The organism is Streptomyces virginiae (genome assembly GCF_040638905.1).
GTDB lineage: Bacteria > Actinomycetota > Actinomycetes > Streptomycetales > Streptomycetaceae > Streptomyces > Streptomyces virginiae_B.
Genome location: NZ_JBEZYV010000037.1, coordinates 11,510 through 30,083 on the forward strand (window position 1 = coordinate 11,510; position 18,574 = coordinate 30,083).

Consider the following 18,574-nt stretch of genomic DNA (forward strand, 5'->3'; position numbering starts at 1 on the left):
TCCGCTGCCCTGGATGAACGATCCCGCCGGTGGTTTCCCCGGCGTTCTCCACGAAAGTTCCCCCATACGACCTAATTCAGGGCCGTACGGGGGCTTCGCCTTTACGTCTTCCTTCACGCGGCCCTGCAACCGGCCGCCGGCGTCGCCGCGGTCACAGCCGCGGGTCGACCGGCTCCGACTCCAGCGCCAGCACGGCGAAGACCGGCTCGTGGACCCGCCACAGCGGCTCCTCGGCCGCCAGCCGGTCCAGCGCCTCCAGCCCGAGCGCGTACTCCCGCAGGGCGAGCGAGCGCTTGTGTCCCAGGAACCGGTCCCGCAGCCGCTTCAGCTGGTCCGGACGCGTGTACTCCGGGCCGTAGATGATCCGCAGGTACTCCCGTCCGCGCACCTTGATCCCCGGCTGGACCAGCCGGCCCTTGCCGTCCCGGGCGTAGGCCTGGAGCGGCTTGACGACCATGCCCTCACCGCCGGCGGCCGTCAGCTCCAGCCACCAGTCGGTGCCGGCCCGCACGGAGTCGGCGTCCCCGGTGTCGACCAGGATCCGGCCGGTGCGGCGCAGCAGGCCCGTGCCGCCCGGGGTGCCCGGATCGTCGGCCGCGACCAGCCGGTCAAGCCAGGCCAGCTGCTGGTCGTGGGGTACGGCGGCCAGCTGCCGCCCTGCCGCGGCCAGCAGCTGGAACGGCGCGAACCGTACGCCGTCGAGCCCGTCGGTGGTCCAGCAGTAGCGGCGGTAGGCCTCGGTGAACGCCGCCGCGTCGGCGGCCCGGCCGCGCTGGCGCTCCAGCAGGGCGCCGGTGTCGGCGCCGCGGGCGGCCGCCGCCTCCAGGGCTGCGAGGGCGCCGGGGAACACGGCGCGCGAGGCGGCGCCCACGGCGGCGTACTGGTTGCGCAGCAGGCCGCCCGACTTCAGCGACCAGGGCAGGAGTTCCCCGTCGAACAGCAGCCAGTCGGTGCCCAGTTCCTCCCACAGCCCGGCACCGGTGACGGCCGCGCGCAGCCGCGCCAGCACCTCCTCGGTGACCTCGGGGTCGCGGAAGAAGGGCCGCCCGGTGCGCGTGTAGACGGAACCGGACGGGCCGTCGACGCCGAACCGCTCGCGGGCGGCGTCGGCGTCCCTGCAGAGCAGGACGGTGGCGCGGGAGCCCATGTGCTTCTCCTCGCACACCACCTGCGTGATGCCGTCCTTGCGGTACTGGTCGAAGGCCTCGGCCGGGTGCTCCAGGTAGCCCTCCTCGCGGGAGGTCGCGGTCGGCGCCATGGTCGGCGGCAGGTACGGGACCAGCCGCGGGTCGACGGCGAAGCGGCTCATGACCTCCAGGGCAGCGGCCGCGTTCTCCTCGCGGACGCCCACGTTGCCCAGGTGCCGGGTCTCGACGACCCGGCGCCCGTGCACGTCGGCCAGGTCCAGCGGACGTCCGTCGTGCCCGCCCGGCACCTCGGTGACGAGCGGCTTGACCGGCTCGTACCAGACCTTCTCGGCCGGTACGTCGACCAGTTCGCGCTCGGGCCAGCGCAGGGCGGTCATCCGGCCGCCGAAGACGGCGCCGGTGTCGAGGCAGATGGTGTTGTTGATCCAGGCGGTGTTCGGGACGGGGGTGTGGCCGTAGACCACGACGGCCTTGCCGCGGTAGTCCTCGGCCCACGGGTAGCGCACGGGCAGGCCGAACTCGTCGGTCTCGCCGGTGGTCTCCCCGTACAGGGCGTGCGAGCGGACCCGGCCGGAAGTGCGGCCGTGGTACTTCTCGGGCAGGCCTGCGTGGCAGACCACCAGCTTCCCGCCGTCGAGGACGTAGTGGCTGACGAGGCCGCGGATGAACTCCCGCACCTCCTCGACGAACTCCTGCGGCTCGTGGGAGAGCTGCTCGATCGTCTCGGCGAGGCCGTGGGTCTGCTGGACCTTGGAGCCCTTGAGGTGACGGCCGAGCTTGTTCTCGTGGTTCCCGGGCACGCACAGGGCGTTGCCGGACTTGACCATGCCCATCACGCGGCGCAGGACGCCCGGGCTGTCGGGGCCGCGGTCGACGAGGTCACCGACGAACACGGCCGTGCGGCCCTCGGGGTGGACGCCGTCCTCGTAGCCGAGCTTGGCGAGCAGGGTCTCCAGCTCGGAGGAACAGCCGTGGATGTCACCGACGATGTCGAAGGGTCCGGTGAGGTGGGTGAGGTCGTTGAACCGCTTCTCCAGGACAACCTCGGCGGTCTCGGCCTCCTCGACGGAACGCAGCACGTGCACCTTGCGGAAGCCCTCGCGCTCCAGGCCGCGCAGGGAGCGCCGCAGGTCGCGGCGGTGCCGCTGGATGACCGCGCGGGGCAGGCCGGCCCGGTCGGGGCGGGCCGCGTTGCGTTCGGCGCAGACCTGCTCGGGCATGTCCAGGACGATGGCGATGGGCAGGACGTCGTGCTCGCGGGCGAGCTGGACCAGCTGCCGGCGGGCGTCGGCCTGGACGCTGGTCGCGTCGACGACGGTCAGGCGGCCGGCGGCGAGGCGCTTGCCGGCGATGTAGTGCAGGACGTCGAAGGCGTCCCGGCTCGCGCCCTGGTCGTTCTCGTCGTCGGACACCAGGCCGCGGCAGTAGTCGGAGGAGATGACCTCGGTGGGCTTGAAGTGCTTGCGGGCGAAGGTGGACTTGCCCGAGCCGGTGGCCCCGATCAGGACGACGAGGGACAGGTCGGTGACGGGAAGGGTCCGGGGCCGGGGGGCCCTCGTGCTCCGGGTGGCCTCGGAGGTCTCGGTGCCGGTCATGCCGCCTCGCCCTCCTTCGGGGTGTCGGTGGTGGTGCTGTCGGTGCTGTCGCTGTTGTCAGTCTTGTCGGTCTTGGCGGTGTTGTCGCGGGTCTCGGTGGCGGCGTCCTGGGTGAAGACGGCCATCTGGGTCGGCGGCCCGACCTCGGGGTCGTCGTCGCCCACGGCGACGTACGCGACCGCGTAGCCGAAGCGCGCGGCGACCTGCCCGGCCCAGGCGCGGAACTCCTCGCGGGTCCACTCGAAGCGGTGGTCACCATGCCGGACGTGCCCGGCCGGGAGGGTCTCCCAGCGGACGTTGTACTCGACGTTCGGGGTGGTGACGAGGACCGTGCGGGGACGGGCCGAGCCGAACACGGCGTACTCCAGCGCGGGCAGCCGTTCCAGGTCCAGGTGTTCGACGACCTCGCTGAGCACGGCCGCGTCGTAGCCGGCGAGCCGCTTGTCGGTGTAGGCGAGCGAGCCCTGGAGCAGGGTGACGCGCGAGCTCTGCCGCTCGCCCATCCGCTCCAGCCGCAGCCGGCGGGCGGCGACGGTCAGGGCCCGCACGGAGACGTCCATGCCGACGATCTCGGTGTACGCGGGGTCCCCCAGCAGCGCCTGCAGCAACTGCCCCTGTCCGCAGCCGAGGTCGAGCACCCGCTGGGCGCCGGCGGCGCGCAGGGCGGCAAGGACCGCGTCGCGCCGCTGCACGGCGAGCGGTACGGGCCGCTCCTGCGTGTCGCGGGTCTCGTCGACGGCGTTGTCGAGCTCCTCGACCTCGCTGCCGTCGGACTCGGCGAGGCGCACCAGCTCCAGCCGCTCGACGGCTTCCTGGGTCAGCCGCTTGTGGCGGGCCAGGTAGCGGGAGCTGATCAGCGCGTGCTCCGGGTGCGCGGCGAGCCAGCCCTCTCCGGCGCGCAGCAGCTTGTCGACCTCGTCGGGGGCGATCCAGTAGTGCTTGGCGTCGTCGAGGACCGGCAGGAGCACGTAGAGCTGCCGCAGGGCGTCGGCGAGGCGCAGCTCACCCTCCAGTACGAGGCGTACGTAGCGGGATTCCCCCCACTCGGGGAACTGCTCGTCGAGCGGTACGGCCTCGGCCCGTACGAGGTCCCAGCCGAGCGGGTCGAAGAGCCTGTGCACCATGGCGGCGCCGCCGCGCGCGGGGAGGACGGGGATCTCCACGCGCAGCGGGCGCGCCTGGTCGGGGAGTTCGGGGCGCAGGACGCACTGCCCCTTCAGGGCGGTGCGGAACACCCCGCTCAGCGCGACGGCGAGCAGCGAGGACGCGGCGTACGGCCGGTCGTTGACGTACTGCGCGAGCGCGGCGTCGGGTGCTCCGCCGCGGCCCTTGCCCTTCCCGCGGCGGACGAGCGCGACGGGGTCCACCTCCAGCAACAGGGCCGCCGTGCACCGCTCGGCCGTGGCCTCGGGGTAGAACACGTGGGCGGTGCCGTGGGACTGGTTCTCCACGCGGACCCGATCCGGGTGTTTGTGCAGGAGAAAGCCCAGGTCAGTCGCCGGATTCTCGGCGGTCCCGGTGGTGGTGATCGTAAGGAACATGCGGTTCAGCATGACTGTCGGATCACGCTCGGGCCAACGGATTTCGAGCGAAAACAAGTACGATCTTCAACCTCCTGGATAAGCTCGCGCGCTCCGCACCCTGCACAGCCTCCAGGAGCGCCATGTACCCGCCCCCTCATGCCTGCGCCCCCGCACCGGTGCCCGTGCCCGAACCTCCGCGCCGCTGGTGTCAGCACCCCGCCCTGATCATCACGGCGCTCGTCGTCCTTCCGCCCGTGAAGGCGGCCGGCGCGGCCCCCATCCGCCGTGGAGACCCCGGGTACGGCCGGCACCTCGACCGCGACGGCGTCGGCGTCGGCGCCGGCTGCGAGCGTTAGCCGACGCGGCCGGGCCCGCCGGTCCCTCGGGCCAGGTCCGCGATGTGGTCGGGGCCGATGCGGCAGCAGCCGCCGACGAGGCGGGCTCCGGTGCGGCGCCAGGCGGTCGTGGGCCACGGGGGCATGGTCGCGGGGGCCCGCCAGGTGCCGGTGGCCCCCTCCCAGACGGAGCCGTCGTTGGGGTAGGCCAGCAGGGGTTTGGCGGTGGCGGCGGCCGCCGCCCGGAGGGCCGGGAGGACCTCGGCGGGGTCGCAGCAGTTGACGCCGAGCGCGATGACCTGCGGGGCCCCTGCGGCGAGCGCGAAGGCTTCGGGCAGCGGGTGTCCCGAACGGGTGCGGCCCCCGGCCACGGTGTAGCTCAGCCAGGCCGGGGCGCCGGTCTCGGCGAGGACGGTGAGCACGGCCTCGGCCTCGTCCGGGTCGGGGAAGGTCTCGACGGCCAGTACGTCGGGGCCCGCGGCGAGCAGGGCCTCGATGCGGGGGCGGTGGAACGCCGCGAGTTCGCGCACGCTCAGGCCGTACCGGCCGCGGTACTCGGAGCCGTCCGCGAGCACCGCTCCGTACGGGCCGACCGAGGCGGCCACCCACACGTCGTGGTCGGCGGCCTCGGCCGCCCGGGCGGCGAGCGCGACACTGCGGTGCAGCAGGGCGGTGGTCGCGTCGCGGTCATGGCCGCGGGCGGCGAAGGCCTCGTAGCCGACCTGGTAGCTCGCGGTGGTCAGCACCTCGGCGCCGGCCCGCGCGTACGCCGTGTGGGCGGCCTCGATCTGGACCGGCCGCTCGTCGAGGACGCGGGCGGTCCAGAGGCCTCCCGTGAGGTCGCAGCCCTGGGCGGCGAGCTGGTTGCTGAGCCCGCCGTCCAGGACGACGGTCCGGTGGGCCAGTGCTTCGGCGAGCGGGCCGGTCGCGCGCGGCATGGGTGTCCCCCTGGGGAGTGTGGTCGAAGTGGCGCCGACCGCCCGTGGGGCGGTGGTCGGCGGGGTCTGCTGCCTGCGGTCGCAAGGCGGAGGAGGGAACCGACGCGGAGCGTCGGTGACCGACGAGACGGGTCTCTGCCGACCCGACCTAGCGGAGCTGTGAGAGCACCTGGGCGGAGATGAGCTCCAGGTGGTCGAGGTCGTCGAGGTCGAGCAGCTGGAGGTAGACGCGGGAGGAGCCGGTGGCGGCGTAGGCGCCGATCTTTTCCACGACCTCGGCCGGGGAGCCGGCCAGGCCGTTGGCCTTGAGCTCGTCGACGTCCCGGCCGATGGCGGCGGCCCGGCGGGCCACCTCGGCGTCGTCCTTGCCCACGCACACCACGAGGGCGTTGGAGTAGACGAGGTCGTCGGGTCCGCGGCCGGCCTGTTCGGCCGCCTCCCGGACCCGGCCGAACTGCCGCGCGCTGTCCGCGATCGACGCGAACGGCATGTTGAACTCGTCGGCGTACCGTGCGGCGAGCCGGGGGGTGCGCTTGGCTCCGTGGCCGCCGACGAGGACGGGGATCCTGGCCTGGACGGGCTTGGGGAGCGCGGGCGAGTTCTCCACCCGGTAGTGGTCACCCGCGTAGTCGAAGGTGGCGCCGGGCGCGGTGGCCCACAGGCCGGTGACGATGGCGAGCTGCTCCTCCAGCCGTGACATCCGGTCCGCCGGGAAGGGGATCCCGTAGGCCTTGTGCTCCTCCTCGAACCAGCCGGCGCCCAGCCCCAGTTCGATGCGGCCGCCGGACATCTGGTCGACCTGCGCCACCTGGATGGCGAGGACGCCGGGCAGCCGGAAGGTACCCGCCGTCATCAGGGTGCCCAGGCGGATCCGGCTGGTCTCACGGGCCAGGCCGGCGAGGGTGATCCAGGCGTCGGTGGGACCGGGCAGTCCGTCGGCGGTGCCCATCCGCACGTAGTGGTCGGAGCGGAAGAACGCATCGAAGCCCAGGTCCTCGGTGGCCTTGGCGACGGTCAGGAGGGTGTCGTAGCTCGCACCCTGCTGGGGCTCGGTGAAAATGCGAAGATCCATAACCCCATCCTGCCCGCCGCGCCCCGCCAGGGTGAATCTGCGTCAACCTGACGTGTCGGCGCCCGGAGCCTCCAGTGACCAGCCCGGAGGGGGATCGTTTGCTCGGACGGAGCCGGACCGCCCGGCCCGCGTGCCGGCGGTCTCTCGCCGGTGCGTCCACCGCCCCCTTCCCCCTCGGAAGGGCCAGGGCCGAGGAGGCCGCCATGTCCCACGAGGCCGTGCCGCAGACCCCCCGACAGACCGGCTGGACCGGACAGGCAGCACACGACGCACAGCCCGAGTCCACTGTGCCCGACCAGAACGCCGGCGCACCGAGGGGCCTGTTGCAGCAGATGGAGGAGCTGATGGCGGCACTCGACGCCGACCTCTCGCAGCTCGACGCCGATCTCCAGTCCTCCACGGGCCGCACCACCGAGGGCGAGCGCCCGTCCCACCGGTCCTCCTGACCGTGCGGGTCCGTCGCGCACGGCGGGACCCGGCCCGCGCGCGTGCCGTGCCGCCCGCGCGCGTGCCGTGCCGCCCGTGCCGGAATGTGCCCGGCTCAGGCCACGCCCGAGGCGGACCCCCGCTCGCGCACCGCCATGCGGCGCAGGATCGCCCGAACCCGGTCGCTCGACTCGTCAGCCGCGTCGATCGACTCTATGCACTGCCAGTACAGGGCCTCGTCGTCGGTGGCGCAGGCCACCCCGACCAGGGCTATCCCCACTTCACCCAGCAGCGCCTGGAGTCCGAGCAGCGCCTGCCGGACATCCGACACGCCGCCCAGCTGTGCGGCCCGCGGCGGATACTCCGGCGCGCTGCCCTCGCCGCGCAGGGCCGCCCGGTCCAGGACCCCGCATCCTCTTCCTCCCGCTTCCCCCAGCCCCCGTGCCTCCGATCTCAGCTCCGGCGGCCCGGTGACCGCCAGCCAGCTCCCGATCCCCTGCGCGAGTGCCTGGGCCTGCCAGGCCTCGCCCACTATGTCCCACGCAGCCCCGCTCTGTGCCAGCGCGTGCCGGCCGGCCGCGATGAGCCGTACCGCATCCATATGCCGTCCCCCGTCCGCACGACATCCCGCCATCCTCACCACTACCCAGAGTGAGGGCAACGGGCCAGTAAAGCCAGGGGTATTCGGAAAATGTGGACAGAAACGTGATTGTGGAAGAGTCCATCACTCCGAAGAGTGACGATTCGGTGTCGGACCACCCGTTACGGGGAAGCGGAGTTCATTCCTCTCGATCTTCGCGGCGAGCGCATCCAGCACATCCACCCCGAGAACCTCACAGAACTGCAGCAGATACGCGAGTACGTCGGCGACCTCATCCGCCACGCGGTGGGCGGATTCCGGTTTCTCCATGACCTTCGCCGACTGTTCCGGTGTCAGCCACTGGAAGATCTCCACCAGTTCGGCCGCCTCCACGCTCAGCGCCACCGCCAGGTTCTTGGGCGTGTGGTACGGCTCCCAGCCGCGCGCCGCCGCGAACCGCGCGAGCCTGCGCTGCAGCAGGTCCAGCCGTTCATCGGGCCGCCGCTCGGGCGGTCGGGGCCCCTGCGTCTCCGTCTCGTTCATACCGACAGGTCTACCACCGACACGCCCGCCAGGGAGCGGGCGGCGGCCACGGTCCCCTCCCCCACGGCCGCCACCAGCCGGACGTGGCCGCGGCCGCAGGACAGCAGCGCCAGCCGCAGCAGTTCGGCGCTCTGGCTGCCGTCCAGGCCGTGGTCGAAGCCGTCGGCCAGGACGGTCAGCGCCTGCCGTGCGGAGAGCAGTTCGGCGGCGGGGTCCATGTCCAGCACCCCCGGCCCGGTGAGCAGGACCAGCGCGAGCGCGAGGAAGCGGAGTTCGCCCGAGCCGAGCCGGGCGAGTTCCGTGGCGGGGCGGCCGGGTCCGCGGTCCAGGACCGCGGTGACGGCGCCGCCCTCCGGAGCGCGTACGTCGAGCCCGGTCACGGGCCCCGAGCAGCCAGTACGCGCGGCCTCGGCCAGCAGCGCGTGGCGGGTCCCGCACTCGTCGCGGGTCCGGCGCAGGACGTCCGCCAGGTTGGCGCAGTCGCCCAGCAGCCGGCCCTCGCCCCGCGGGACGGGCGCGCGCATCCGGTCCGGGCGCGGATCGCAGGCGAACACCGAGCGCAGGGCCACCACGACCTGCTCGGCCGCGGCCAGCACCTGCCGCTGGCCGGCCGTGGACCCGGCGACGCGCAGCGGGAGCAGCGCGGTGCCGAGCCGGTCGTCGGGCAGCGGGGCCCGGGTGACGCCGACCGCGCCACCGGTCAGCCAGGCGGCCTGCACCGAGCGCCGGCCGGGGTCGCGCAGGGCGGTGGCGAACAGGATCTGCCCGTCCTGCGAGAGCCGTTCGCCGACGATCCGCAGGGCGGGTTCGGCCTGGACGGCGAGGTCGAGCCGGACCGGTCCGGCGGGGCCGTCGACCGTACAGCCGAGGCGGAAGCCGCGCCGTCGCTGCGCGTCGGGGAGCGCCCGGTCGGGGATGAGGGCGCCGGCGTCGGGGAACGCCTCGTCGAGGGTGGCGCCGGCGCCCAGCCCGGTCAGCGCCCCGTAGGCGGCCAGGGCCTGGGACTTGCCGCTGCCGCTGGGCCCGGCGAAGAGGGTGACGGGCCCGAGCGGGAAGGCCGCCGACCGGTGCCGCCCGAAGGCGGAAAGCCGCAACTCGGTGATCACGGGCCGAGCGTGTCGCTGCGCGGGCTCGGCAGGACGACCGGAGCCGCGGGGGGCCGCCTGCGCCGGCACGACCGGATCACCGACCGTCCCGACCGTCCCGGCCGTCCCGACCGACACCGCAGCGGGGGCGGCCGGGAACGCGGGCACCGCAGCGGAGACGGCGGAAGCCGCGGAGACGATCGGTGTCCCGGGATGGCCGGCCGGGGCCGCGGACGCCGCCCGGTCGCCGGCCCGCAAAGGGCCGACCGGGGCGCCGCCCGTGCAACCGGTCGGCGACGCAGGAGACTTCGGCGGGTCCAGGTGCAGGGGCGGGGCCGGTTCCGGGGGCGTCGCCGCGGCAGGACCCGGCCGCGCCCCGGCCGCGGAAGCGGCGGAGGTGCCGGAGGTCGCGGAGGCCGCGGAGGTCGCGGAGGTGCCGGAGGTCGCGGAAGCCGCGGACACGGTTGGCGCGCCGGAAGGCACGGGCGGGATCGGGGCCCGCGGTTCCGTGGCCGCGGGCCCGTCGGCCGGTCCGGTCCCGGGAAAATCGACACGGGTGCGGGTGGCGTCGCCTAACGCGACGGCGGTGGCGTCCATCCGCCGGACGGTACGGGCCGCCGGGCCCCCCGCGGCCCCGGCGAACCGTTCCTGCGTACGGACCTTCCTACGATCGGGGGACGGCCGCGGCCGCGATCCCCTCGACCTCGGTCCCCACGGGCGCCAGCAGGAAGACGTTCCGGTCCACCCGGTGCATCCCACTGCCCAGCCCGAAGACCACCCCGCTGCTGAAGTCGAGGATCCGCTTGGCCACTTCGCTGTCCGCACCGGTGAGGTCCAGCAGTACCGGGATCTGCGCGATCAGGTACTCGGCCACCTCCCGCGCGTCCGCGAAGATCTGGACTCTGATCACCACGAAGCGCCGCTGCTCCGCCGCCGCCGCCCCGGGCGACTTGGGAATCGTGCGGTGGTCCACCCGGGAGGGCCATTCGTTGCGACTGCGCAGCGGTACCACCTGCGCGAGCCCCTCCCACTGTTCGTCGGTGACGTCGTACCTGCTCACCGGGCCGCCTCGGCCGCGCGCTTCATGTGCATCCCCCCATCCTCTCGTGTTTCACCCGTTCAGCCCAACAACGACACGAACCGTGCCGGGTACTCTCAGGGACCAGGATGAGTTAGGTTAGGCATGCCTAACTCACATGGACGATGGAGAGATCCGCATGCGCCTGTTCGGTGACCCCGCAACGTCGGCCGCCCTGCCCACCGCCGCCGAGCGGATCCGGTCGGTCCTGGCCGCCGCCCACTCCATGACGGTGGTCACCGACGGCCTGCGCACCGAGGTCCGCCACCTCGACGGCGGCGACCCCATGGGACGCCTGCACCTGCACCCCGCCGAGCCCGGCGGTCACGCCGAGCACCGGCCCGCCATCCGGCTGGAGTTCACCGACGTCGCGCCCACCCCCGTACGGGACCGGGTGCGCGCCCGCGTCACCGTGCTGGGGCGGCTGCTCACCCCCTACTCCGATCTGTCCGCCGAGTCCGGCGCCGACTCCACCTGCATGGAGTTCGAGCGGGCAGAGCTGGAAACCGCGGAGGGCATCGCCCACGTCGGCCTGGAGGAGCTCGACGCGGCCCGGCCCGACCCGCTGGCCCCGTACGAGGCGGGCATGCTCACGCACCTCCTCGACGACCACCACGACCTCGTCACGCTGCTGCTGCGCCTGGTCCACCCCCAGCCCACGGCCGCGGTGGTGCGCGCCCTGCCGCTCGCCATGGACCGCTACGGGATCACCCTGCGCCTGGAGGAGCGGCGCGGCCACCGCGACGTACGGCTGGCCTTCCCTTCGCCCCTCGACGACGTCGAGCAGTCGGGTGCGCAGATCCAGGCGCTGTTCGCGGCGGCGCGCAGGCGCTCGCACCGCAACACGCTGCCGGCCTGAGCGGTCCGGAGGCAGCGGGTGGGGAACGGCCTGTACCGAACGGCCGGTGCGCTGGTCGGCGCGGAATAGCCGGCGCGGAATAGCCGGCGCGGGAGCCGCGTTGGGCACGATCATGAAGGCCATCACATACAGCGCATATGGAACTCCCGCCTCCCTCAAGCTCGTTGACGCCCCCCAGCCCAAGGTGGGGCCCGGCGAGGTGCTCGTCCGCGTGAAGGCCGCCGGGGTCAACCCGGTGGACTGGAAGCTCGCCGCCGGATACCTCGATCCCATCCTCGAAGTCCGCCACCCGGTCATACCCGGCTGGGACGTGGCCGGTGTCGTCGAGGCGGTCGGCCAGGACACCTTCGACTACGCCGTGGGCGACGAGGTGTACGGCTACGTCCGCAAGGAGTGGGTGGAGCTGGGCACCTACGCCGAACTGGTCGCGGCCCCCGTGCGCACCCTCGCCCGCAAGCCGCGCGAGCTGACCTTCGAGCAGGCGGCCGGCCTTCCGCTGGCCGGTCTCACCGCGTACCAGTCGCTGACCCGCGTCGGTGTCGAGGCCGGCGAGACCGTCCTCATCCACTCCGCGGCCGGCGGTACGGGCTCCTTCGGCGTGCAGATCGCGGTCGCCCTCGGCCTGCGGGTCATCGGCACGGCCGGCGCGCACAACCACGACTACCTCCGCTCGCTCGGCGCGGAGCCCGTGCTCTACGGCGAGGGGCTGGCGGACCGGGTCCGCGAGCTCGCGCCCGAGGGCGTGGACGCGGGCCTGGACTTCTACGGAGACGGCGTCGTCGAGACGCTGCAGTCGCTGGTGAAGCGGCGCGACCGGGTGGTCTCCATCGCCGACCAGGAGGCCGCCGCCAAGGGCGCCCACCAGCTGTGGGTGCGCCCGGACACCGCCGATCTGACGTTCCTCGCCCAGCTGGCGGACGCGGGGAAGCTCACGGTGAACGTGGAACACGCCCTGCCGCTCGCCGACGCGGCCAAGGCCTGGGAGCTGAGCGCGGCCGGCCGCACCCGCGGCAAGATCGTCCTGACGGTCTGACGCCACGGCGCGTGCCGCCGGAGTTCCCCACGCCGGCGGCACGCGTCCGTTCCGTTCGGACGCCGGTGTCGTCCGTCACGAGGCAGCTGTCACGTACCGGTTGGCCGGGCGGGGCAGGCCGTAGTTCTCGCGCAGGGTGCGGCCGGTGTACTCGGTACGGAAGAGCCCGCGGCGCTGGAGGATCGGCACGACCTGGTCGACGAAGTCGGTCAGGCCCGTGGGCAGCACCGGCGCCATGATGTTGAAGCCGTCGGCGGCGCCCCGCGTGAACCACTCCTCCAGCTGGTCGGCGATCTGCTCGGGGGTTCCGGCGAAGACCCGGTGGCCGCGGCCGGCGCCGAGACGGGCGATGAGCTCGCGCAGGTTGAGGCCGTCACGTCGGGCGAGTTCGGCGACGAGCGTGAAGCGGCTCTTGTTGCCGTTGATGTCCCGTTCCTCGGGCAGGTCGGGCAGCGGGCCGTCGAGCGGCAGGCCGGTGAGGTCCACACCCAGCATCCCGGAGAGCTGGGCGAGGCCGTACTCCGGCACCTGGAGGTCGGTGAGCTCCTGCTCCAGCGCCTTCGCCTCGGCCTCGGTGGATCCGATGACGGGTGCGATGCCGGGCAGGACGAGGAGGTCCGACTCGGCGCGCCCGTACCGGGCCAGGCGGGACTTGAGGTCCTTGTAGAAGGTCTGGCCGTCGGCGAGGGTCTGCTGGGCGGTGAAGACGGCTTCGGCGTACTGGGCGGCGAACTCCTTTCCGGACTCGGATGACCCCGCCTGCACGAGAAGCGGATAACCCTGCGGCGAACGCGGCACGTTGAGCGGCCCGGCGACGCCGAAGTACTGGCCGCGGTGCGCGGCGGGATGCAGCTTGTCAGTGTCGGCGTAGATGCCGGCTTCCTTGTCGAGGACGATCGCGTCGTCCTCCCAGCTGTCCCAGAGCTTGGTGGCGACGTCGAGGAACTCGCGGGCCCGGTCGTAGCGCAGGCTGTGTTCCAGGTGCTCGTCCCGGTTGAAGTTGCGCGCCTCGTCGAGGGTGCCGGAGGTGACGATGTTCCAGCCGGCCCGGCCGCCGCTGATGTGGTCCAGGGAGGCGAACTTCCGGGCGAGGTTGAAGGGTTCGTTGAAGGTGGTGGAGACGGTGGCGATGAGGCCGATGTGTTCGGTGACGGCGGCGATGGCGGAGAGCAGGGTGAGCGGCTCGAACCCGCCGAGGGCGTTGTAGCGGGCCTTGCCCCAGAGGGCGAGCCCGTCGGCGAAGAAGATGGAGTCGAGCCTGCCGCGCTCGGCGGTGCGGGCCAGTTCCTGGAAGTACTTCAGGTCGGTGACGCGTTCGGGGCGGGCGGCGGGATGGCGCCAGGCGGCGTCGTGGTGCCCGGCGTTCATCAGGAAGGCGTTGAGGTGGAGGGTGCGGGCGGCGGCGGGAGCGGCAGCGGTCATGGCGGGTCCTCGTGGTTCCGGGTCGTGGCGTGATGCGTCGGGAAGGGGCGTCGGGACGTCAAGGCGTCGTGGCGTCAGGGCGTCAGGGCGTCAGGACGGGACGCGCCAGGTGCTCAGGCGGCGTTCGATCGTGACCAGCAGCTGGTTGAAGGCCACGCCGATGGCGGAGATGGTGACGATGCCCGCGTACATCTGCGGGATCGCGAAGTTGAACTGCGAGGCGTTGATCAGATAGCCCAGGCCCGCCTTCGCGCCGATCATCTCGGCGGCCACGAGGACCAGGATGGAGACGGCGCCGGCGAGCCGGATGCCGGTGAAGACGGCCGGTACGGAGGCCGGCAGGATCACCTTCTGGAAGAGCCTCGGGGTGGATAGGTCCATGGAGCGGGCCAGCCGGACGAGGGTGGGGTCGGCGTTGCCGACGGCGCTGATGGTGTTCAGCAGGATCGGCCACACGCAGGCGTAGACGACGATGGACACCTTCGAGGTCTCGCCGATGCCGAGCAGGAGCACGAAGACCGGCAGCAGGGCCAGCGCGGCGGTGTTGCGGAACACCTCCAGCAGCGGGCCGAGGAGGGCGGCGACCGGCCGGTACCAGCCGATGAGCAGCCCCAGCGGGACGGCCACGACGACGGCGATGCCGAAGCCGCCGAAGGAGCGGACCAGGCTGGCCCAGGTGTGCCGGCCGAGCTGGCCGTCGCGCAGCAGCTCCCACCAGGCGACGGCCACCTCGCTGACCGGCGGCAGGAAGGTGGGGTCGGCCAGGCCCAGCCGGGGCGCGGTCTCCCAGACGGCGAGGAGCGCGAGGATCGCCGCCGAGCGCAGGGCGAGGGCGCGCAGCCGGCGCCCCAGCGCCCTGAGGGGATGCCGGGCCGGGCGGCCGCCGGCCTTCCCCACGGCTTCGTCCGGCAGCGGCCGCGGCGCGGGCGCGGAGCCGCGTACCTCCACGGCGGGGGCGGGCGGGGCGGGCAGCACGGCGGGGGCAGCGGTGTCGGTTCCGGTGCTCATACGGAGGCCTCCTCCTTCTCCAGTTGCTGGGCGCGGGCCACCTCGTCGTGGAGGAGGGTCCAGATGTCGTGGCGGTAGCGGGCGAACTCCGGGCTGGAACGCAGTTCCTCGCCCTGCGGGCCGGTGGCGGTGCCCGTGCCCGGTCGCTCGCCGAAGGCGACGGGGACGATCTCCTTGATGCGCCCCGGCCGCGAGGTCATGACGGCCACCTTCTGGCCGAGGTACACGGCCTCCTCGATGCCGTGCGTGATGAAGACGACCGTCTTGCCGGTGCGCTGCCAGATGCGGCGCAGCTCGTCCTGGAGGGACTCGCGGGTCTGCGCGTCGAGGGCCGCGAACGGCTCGTCCATCAGCAGCACGTCCGGGTCGTACGCGAGCGAGCGGGCGATGGTGACGCGCTGGCGCATGCCGCCGGAGAGCTGGTGCGGGTGCCGGTCCTCGAAGCCGCTCAGCCCGACGAGGTCCAGGAACTCCCGGGCCCGGGACTTGCGTTCGCGGCGCGGGACGCCGGTCGCCTCCAGGCCGAACTCGACGTTGCCGAGGGCCGTCCGCCACGGCAGCAGCGCGTACTGCTGGAAGACGATGCCCCGGTCGAGGCCCGGCCCGGTGACCGGTTCGCCGTCGAGCAGGATGCGGCCGGCAGTCGGGGTGGACAGTCCTCCGAGGAGGTCCAGGAGGGTGGACTTGCCGCAGCCGCTGGGGCCGACGACCACGAGGAACTCGCCGCTCTCGATCTCCAGGTCGATGCCGTCGAGGGCGGTGAAGTCCCCGAAGGTCTTGCGGACCCCTTCGAACACGATCTTCGCCATGGCCGTCGTCACCCCTTTCCGTCTCCGTTGAACTCGTTGGTGTAGAGGTCGGTCGCCTTCAGCCGGCCCTCCTTGATGTCGCCGCGCTCGGCGAGCCAGTCCAGCCAGACCTGGAACTCCTTGTCGGATATCCGGCCCCCGGTCTCCGCGACGCCGTACGAGCGCCAGTACTTGAGGGTGGCGGTGTCCTCGTTGCGGCCGCGCTTGGTGACGATCTCCGTCATCCGGGCGATGACCTGCTCGTGCGGGGTGGTGCGGGACCACTCGATGGCCTTGCCCACTCCGGTGACGAAGGCCCGGACGGTGTCGGGGTTCTCCTTGACGAAGCGCTTCGTCATCACGTAGCTGCCCGCGCTGAACGGGCCGAGCAGCTCGAAGTCGGTGAAGAGGGGGCGGATCCCGCCGGTGGCGAGCGCCTTGTCGCGCAGTACGCCGCCGAGTACGGCGACGTCGATCTGCTTCTGCCGCAGGACCTGTTCGGTGTTGACCGGCGGGACGACCAGCGACTCGACCTTGGCCGTGTCCGCCTTCGACACCCCGTTGCGCCCCAGGTATATCTCCAGCATGGCCTGGGCGTGTGCGCCCAGGGTGTTCATGCCGACCTTCTTGCCGATCAGGTCGCGGGCGGACCGGACGGGGCTGTCCTCCAGCACGTAGTAGCCGCTGTAGGAGTGCTGGTCGGAGCCGTAGTAAGAGATGACCGAGGTGATCGGGGCCTTGCTGCTCGCCAGTTTCACGACGGCGCCGTTGAAGGCGCCGCCGAAGTGGATCTGGCCGGTGGCGGCGGACTGGATGTCCTGCGGGCCGCTGATGGTGTTGCCGACCCACTCCAGCTTGACGTCGCCGAGGTAGCCGAGGTCGGCGGCGAGTTCGGGGAGCGTGACGGCCCCCACGTTGCCCTGGTACTTGAGGGTGGTGACCTGGCCGCCGGAACCGGAGCCGGATCCGCCGCGGGCGGTGGCCGTGCCGCAGCTCACCGCGGCCGCCGAGATGCCGAGCAGGGTCAGGAACTGGCGCCGGGAGGTGGTGGTCGAGGTGAGGGCTGCGGGCATGGCGGATCCTTGTCGGTACGGGTCGTGAGGGCGGGGACGGACTTACGGGGCGCCGGTCAGCACGGTGGCGGCTGCGAGCGGAGCGGCCGGGGCCAGCACATCGGCTTGGGCCGGCGGATCGGCGGGGGCCGGCGCATCGGCAGGGGCCTGCGGGGTGGCGGCGCGCAGGGCGTCCGCGAACTCGTCGACGGCCTGGAGGAGGTCGATCTCCGCCTCGGGACGCAGCCGGTCGGGGCCGGAGCCGCGCTCGACGGAGGAGTCCAGGACGAACCGGCCGGCGGTGACGTGCCGGGCGCCGAGGGCGGAGAGCACGGGGCGCAGGGCGTAGTCGATGGTCAGGACGTGCGCGAGGCTGCCGCCCGTGGCGAGGGGAAGAACCGTTTTGCCGACGAGGCCGTCCTGCGGGAGCAGGTCGAGGAAGGCCTTGAGCAGGCCGGTGTACGAGGCCTTGTAGACCGGGGTCGCGATGATCAGGCCGTCGGCCTCGGCGACGGCTTCGAGGGCGCGGCGGATCTCGGGCTCGCCGCGGCGTGCGGCGAGCAGGTCGGCGGCGGGGAGCTCGCGCACGGCCAGGCGGGCGGTCTCGAAGCCGGCGTGGGACCGGGTCAGGTGGCGCAGGGCGTGGTCGGCGACGACCGCGGTGCGGGAGTGGGCGGAGGGGCTGCCGGTGAGGGCGAGCAGCTTGGGCACGGGGGCTCCTTGGGCGGCGTACGGTCTGTGCCGGATCAGACGGCGGGGGCGTCGGAGGTGGAAGCTCCGGAGGCGATGCCGAAGGAGGGGTCCGGGACGGTCTCCGGGCTGATGAGGCGGGACGGGGCTCCGTCGGGGCCGACCGGGACGTCACCGTCGACGGTGACGCGGCGCAGGGTGCGCTCGTGGTCGTCGGAGTCGTCCACGCCGTAGTGCTGGGTGGCCCGGTTGTCCCAGATCGCGACGTCGCCCGGCTGCCACTGCCAGCGGACGGTGTTCTCGGGGCTCTCGATGTGCGACTGGAAGAGGTCGAGGAGCGCCCGGCTGTCACGGCCGGTGAGGCCCTGGATCCGCTGGACGAAGTTGCCGAGGAGCAGGATGCGTTCGCCGGTCTCGGGGTGGACGCGGACCACCGGGTGCTCGGTGAGGAACTTGGTGGAGGTGAACACCTCGCGGTACTCGGCCAGGGCCTCGGGGAGGGCGTCGGGCCTCAGGGCGGCGTAGTCGTACTCGTTGGAGTGGACCGCGCGCAGGCCGTCCGCGAGGGCGCGGAGCGGCTCGGGGAGCCCGGCGTAGGCGGTGGCCGTGTTGGCCCAGAGTGTGTCGCCGCCGTACGGGGGGATGGTCACGGCGCGGAGGATGGAGAAGGCGGGGTAGGCGGGGACGAAGGTGACGTCGGTGTGCCACTGGTTGGCGCGGGCGCCGTGGTGGGAGTCGATGCCGAGGGCGTAGCGGCCGTCCGCGGAGGGGACGGTGGGGTGCGCGACCGGCGCGCCGAGCCGCTCGGCGAAGGCCTCGTGGGCGGCATCGTCGAGGTGGCCCTGGTTGCGGAAGAAGACGACCTTGTGGGCCAGGAGGGCGGCCCGGATCCCGGCGACGTCGGCGTCGGGCAGATCCCCGCCGAGCCGCACGCCACCGATCTCGGCGCCGATGCGTCCGCCGATCTTCGAGACGGTGAGGGTGGGGATGGAGGTGGGGGTGTGGGTGGCAGTGGCCATGGTGACTCCTTGATGGGGGGGGCGGGCCGCGGGGTTATTTCCGCAGCGGAAGAAACGGAGCGAGACGGTGGGGCGCTGTGCTGTGCGGATGGTGTGCGGGGCGGTGCGGTTCGGTGCGCGGGTGCTGCGGATACGGGTGCGGTGCCGTCGCCGTGCGCTGCGGTGCGGATGGGGTGCGGTGCGGGTTCGGTGCCGGTTCGGTGCGCAGGTGCTGCGGGTACAGGTGCGGTGCCGTCGCCGTGCGGTGCGGGTTGGGTGCGCGGGTGCTGCGGATACGGGTGTGGTGCCGTCGCCGTGCGGTGCGGGTTGGGTGCGCGGGTGCTGCGGATACGGGTGTGATGCTGTCGCGGTGCGGTGCGGTGCGGTGCGGGCCGTGCGCT

18 protein-coding genes are annotated in these 18,574 nt (G+C 73.1%); 4 read left to right on the forward strand and 14 right to left on the reverse strand.

Features of this window, described 5'->3' with window-relative positions; translation table 11 throughout:
* Positions 1-151: 151 nt before the first annotated feature.
* The gene (locus AB0F82_RS32475) at positions 152-2,743 is read right to left on the reverse strand and encodes a polynucleotide kinase-phosphatase (protein ID WP_362634005.1); all 2,592 of its coding nucleotides are present in this window, start codon (positions 2,741-2,743) and stop codon (positions 152-154) included.
* The gene (locus AB0F82_RS32480) at positions 2,740-4,284 is read right to left on the reverse strand and encodes a 3' terminal RNA ribose 2'-O-methyltransferase Hen1 (protein ID WP_362634008.1); all 1,545 of its coding nucleotides are present in this window, start codon (positions 4,282-4,284) and stop codon (positions 2,740-2,742) included. Before AB0F82_RS32480 ends, AB0F82_RS32475 begins: the two co-directional genes overlap by 4 nt.
* Positions 4,285-4,406: 122 nt before the next feature.
* On the opposite strand from AB0F82_RS32480, the gene AB0F82_RS38795 reads away from it, so the two are divergent.
* Entirely contained in the window at positions 4,407-4,622 is a 216-nt protein-coding gene (locus AB0F82_RS38795; RefSeq protein ID WP_436842218.1) for an excalibur calcium-binding domain-containing protein, read from the forward strand.
* Here AB0F82_RS38795 and mmuM read toward each other — a convergent pair.
* Both mmuM and AB0F82_RS32495 read right to left on the reverse strand, forming a co-directional pair.
* Positions 4,619-5,539 (reverse strand): homocysteine S-methyltransferase, encoded by a 921-nt coding sequence (gene mmuM, locus AB0F82_RS32490; RefSeq protein ID WP_362634010.1) that lies wholly within the window; start codon positions 5,537-5,539, stop codon positions 4,619-4,621. The genes AB0F82_RS38795 and mmuM overlap by 4 nt on opposite strands.
* A gap of 148 nt (positions 5,540-5,687) precedes the next feature.
* A complete protein-coding gene (locus AB0F82_RS32495) occupies positions 5,688-6,611 on the reverse strand; it encodes an LLM class F420-dependent oxidoreductase (RefSeq protein WP_362634015.1) in 924 nt (307 codons plus the stop codon).
* 203 nt (positions 6,612-6,814) lie between these two features.
* On the opposite strand from AB0F82_RS32495, the gene AB0F82_RS32500 reads away from it, so the two are divergent.
* Positions 6,815-7,057, forward strand: a complete 243-nt coding sequence (locus AB0F82_RS32500) for a hypothetical protein (RefSeq protein ID WP_362634080.1) — start codon at positions 6,815-6,817, stop codon at positions 7,055-7,057.
* A gap of 95 nt (positions 7,058-7,152) precedes the next feature.
* Here AB0F82_RS32500 and AB0F82_RS32505 read toward each other — a convergent pair whose 3' ends face one another.
* From AB0F82_RS32505 to AB0F82_RS32520, 4 genes are all read right to left on the reverse strand, one after another.
* Positions 7,153-7,638: a DUF6099 family protein gene (locus AB0F82_RS32505; protein ID WP_356811723.1), complete on the reverse strand. Its 486-nt coding sequence runs from the start codon at positions 7,636-7,638 to the stop codon at positions 7,153-7,155.
* Between the two features lie 123 nt (positions 7,639-7,761).
* The gene (locus AB0F82_RS32510) at positions 7,762-8,160 is read right to left on the reverse strand and encodes a nucleotide pyrophosphohydrolase (RefSeq protein WP_362634018.1); all 399 of its coding nucleotides are present in this window, start codon (positions 8,158-8,160) and stop codon (positions 7,762-7,764) included.
* Positions 8,157-9,383 (reverse strand): AAA family ATPase, encoded by a 1,227-nt coding sequence (locus AB0F82_RS32515; RefSeq protein ID WP_436842221.1) that lies wholly within the window; start codon positions 9,381-9,383, stop codon positions 8,157-8,159. The genes AB0F82_RS32510 and AB0F82_RS32515 overlap by 4 nt, the downstream gene beginning before the upstream one ends.
* 526 nt (positions 9,384-9,909) lie before the next feature.
* The gene (locus AB0F82_RS32520; RefSeq protein WP_030031705.1) at positions 9,910-10,305 is read right to left on the reverse strand and encodes a cell division protein SepF; all 396 of its coding nucleotides are present in this window, start codon (positions 10,303-10,305) and stop codon (positions 9,910-9,912) included.
* A 157-nt stretch (positions 10,306-10,462) separates the two neighbouring features.
* Between AB0F82_RS32520 and AB0F82_RS32525 the strand changes: the two genes are divergently transcribed.
* Together AB0F82_RS32525 and AB0F82_RS32530 are read left to right on the forward strand one after the other, a co-directional pair.
* Positions 10,463-11,182, forward strand: coding sequence for a DUF2470 domain-containing protein (locus AB0F82_RS32525; protein ID WP_362634024.1), 720 nt, complete (start codon positions 10,463-10,465; stop codon positions 11,180-11,182).
* A 112-nt stretch (positions 11,183-11,294) separates the two neighbouring features.
* Positions 11,295-12,215, forward strand: a complete 921-nt coding sequence (locus tag AB0F82_RS32530) for an NADP-dependent oxidoreductase (RefSeq protein ID WP_362634074.1) — start codon at positions 11,295-11,297, stop codon at positions 12,213-12,215.
* A 75-nt stretch (positions 12,216-12,290) separates the two neighbouring features.
* On the opposite strand, the gene AB0F82_RS32535 is transcribed toward AB0F82_RS32530, so the two are convergent.
* From AB0F82_RS32535 to AB0F82_RS32560, 6 genes are all read right to left on the reverse strand, one after another.
* On the reverse strand, positions 12,291-13,637 hold the full coding sequence (locus AB0F82_RS32535; RefSeq protein WP_362634026.1) for an LLM class flavin-dependent oxidoreductase: 1,347 nt from the start codon (positions 13,635-13,637) through the stop codon (positions 12,291-12,293).
* Between the two features lie 90 nt (positions 13,638-13,727).
* Entirely contained in the window at positions 13,728-14,645 is a 918-nt protein-coding gene (locus AB0F82_RS32540) for an ABC transporter permease (RefSeq protein ID WP_362634029.1), read from the reverse strand.
* Positions 14,642-15,454 (reverse strand): ABC transporter ATP-binding protein, encoded by an 813-nt coding sequence (locus tag AB0F82_RS32545; protein ID WP_362634031.1) that lies wholly within the window; start codon positions 15,452-15,454, stop codon positions 14,642-14,644. The genes AB0F82_RS32540 and AB0F82_RS32545 overlap by 4 nt, the downstream gene beginning before the upstream one ends.
* Positions 15,455-15,462: 8 nt before the next feature.
* Complete coding sequence (locus tag AB0F82_RS32550) at positions 15,463-16,506, reverse strand: ABC transporter substrate-binding protein (protein WP_362634034.1); 1,044 nt, start codon at positions 16,504-16,506, stop codon at positions 15,463-15,465.
* A gap of 42 nt (positions 16,507-16,548) precedes the next feature.
* Entirely contained in the window at positions 16,549-17,196 is a 648-nt protein-coding gene (gene ssuE, locus AB0F82_RS32555) for an NADPH-dependent FMN reductase (protein ID WP_362634036.1), read from the reverse strand.
* Between the two features lie 35 nt (positions 17,197-17,231).
* Positions 17,232-18,194 (reverse strand): TauD/TfdA dioxygenase family protein, encoded by a 963-nt coding sequence (locus AB0F82_RS32560; protein ID WP_362634039.1) that lies wholly within the window; start codon positions 18,192-18,194, stop codon positions 17,232-17,234.
* Between the last annotated feature and the right edge of the window lie 380 nt (positions 18,195-18,574).

Excerpts from the sequence above, each read along its gene's own strand:
- AB0F82_RS32475 (WP_362634005.1), bottom strand. The coding sequence starts at position 2,743 with ATGACCGGCACCGAGACCTCCGAGGCCACCCGGAGCACGAGGGCCCCC.
- AB0F82_RS32480 (WP_362634008.1), bottom strand. The coding sequence starts at position 4,284 with ATGTTCCTTACGATCACCACCACCGGGACCGCCGAGAATCCGGCGACT.
- AB0F82_RS38795 (WP_436842218.1), top strand. The coding sequence starts at position 4,407 with ATGTACCCGCCCCCTCATGCCTGCGCCCCCGCACCGGTGCCCGTGCCC.
- mmuM (WP_362634010.1), bottom strand. The coding sequence starts at position 5,539 with ATGCCGCGCGCGACCGGCCCGCTCGCCGAAGCACTGGCCCACCGGACC.
- AB0F82_RS32495 (WP_362634015.1), bottom strand. The coding sequence starts at position 6,611 with ATGGATCTTCGCATTTTCACCGAGCCCCAGCAGGGTGCGAGCTACGAC.
- AB0F82_RS32500 (WP_362634080.1), top strand. The coding sequence starts at position 6,815 with ATGTCCCACGAGGCCGTGCCGCAGACCCCCCGACAGACCGGCTGGACC.
- AB0F82_RS32505 (WP_356811723.1), bottom strand. The coding sequence starts at position 7,638 with ATGGATGCGGTACGGCTCATCGCGGCCGGCCGGCACGCGCTGGCACAG.
- AB0F82_RS32510 (WP_362634018.1), bottom strand. The coding sequence starts at position 8,160 with ATGAACGAGACGGAGACGCAGGGGCCCCGACCGCCCGAGCGGCGGCCC.
- AB0F82_RS32525 (WP_362634024.1), top strand. The coding sequence starts at position 10,463 with ATGCGCCTGTTCGGTGACCCCGCAACGTCGGCCGCCCTGCCCACCGCC.
- AB0F82_RS32530 (WP_362634074.1), top strand. The coding sequence starts at position 11,295 with ATGAAGGCCATCACATACAGCGCATATGGAACTCCCGCCTCCCTCAAG.
- AB0F82_RS32535 (WP_362634026.1), bottom strand. The coding sequence starts at position 13,637 with ATGACCGCTGCCGCTCCCGCCGCCGCCCGCACCCTCCACCTCAACGCC.
- AB0F82_RS32540 (WP_362634029.1), bottom strand. The coding sequence starts at position 14,645 with ATGAGCACCGGAACCGACACCGCTGCCCCCGCCGTGCTGCCCGCCCCG.
- AB0F82_RS32545 (WP_362634031.1), bottom strand. The coding sequence starts at position 15,454 with ATGGCGAAGATCGTGTTCGAAGGGGTCCGCAAGACCTTCGGGGACTTC.
- AB0F82_RS32550 (WP_362634034.1), bottom strand. The coding sequence starts at position 16,506 with ATGCCCGCAGCCCTCACCTCGACCACCACCTCCCGGCGCCAGTTCCTG.
- AB0F82_RS32560 (WP_362634039.1), bottom strand. The coding sequence starts at position 18,194 with ATGGCCACTGCCACCCACACCCCCACCTCCATCCCCACCCTCACCGTC.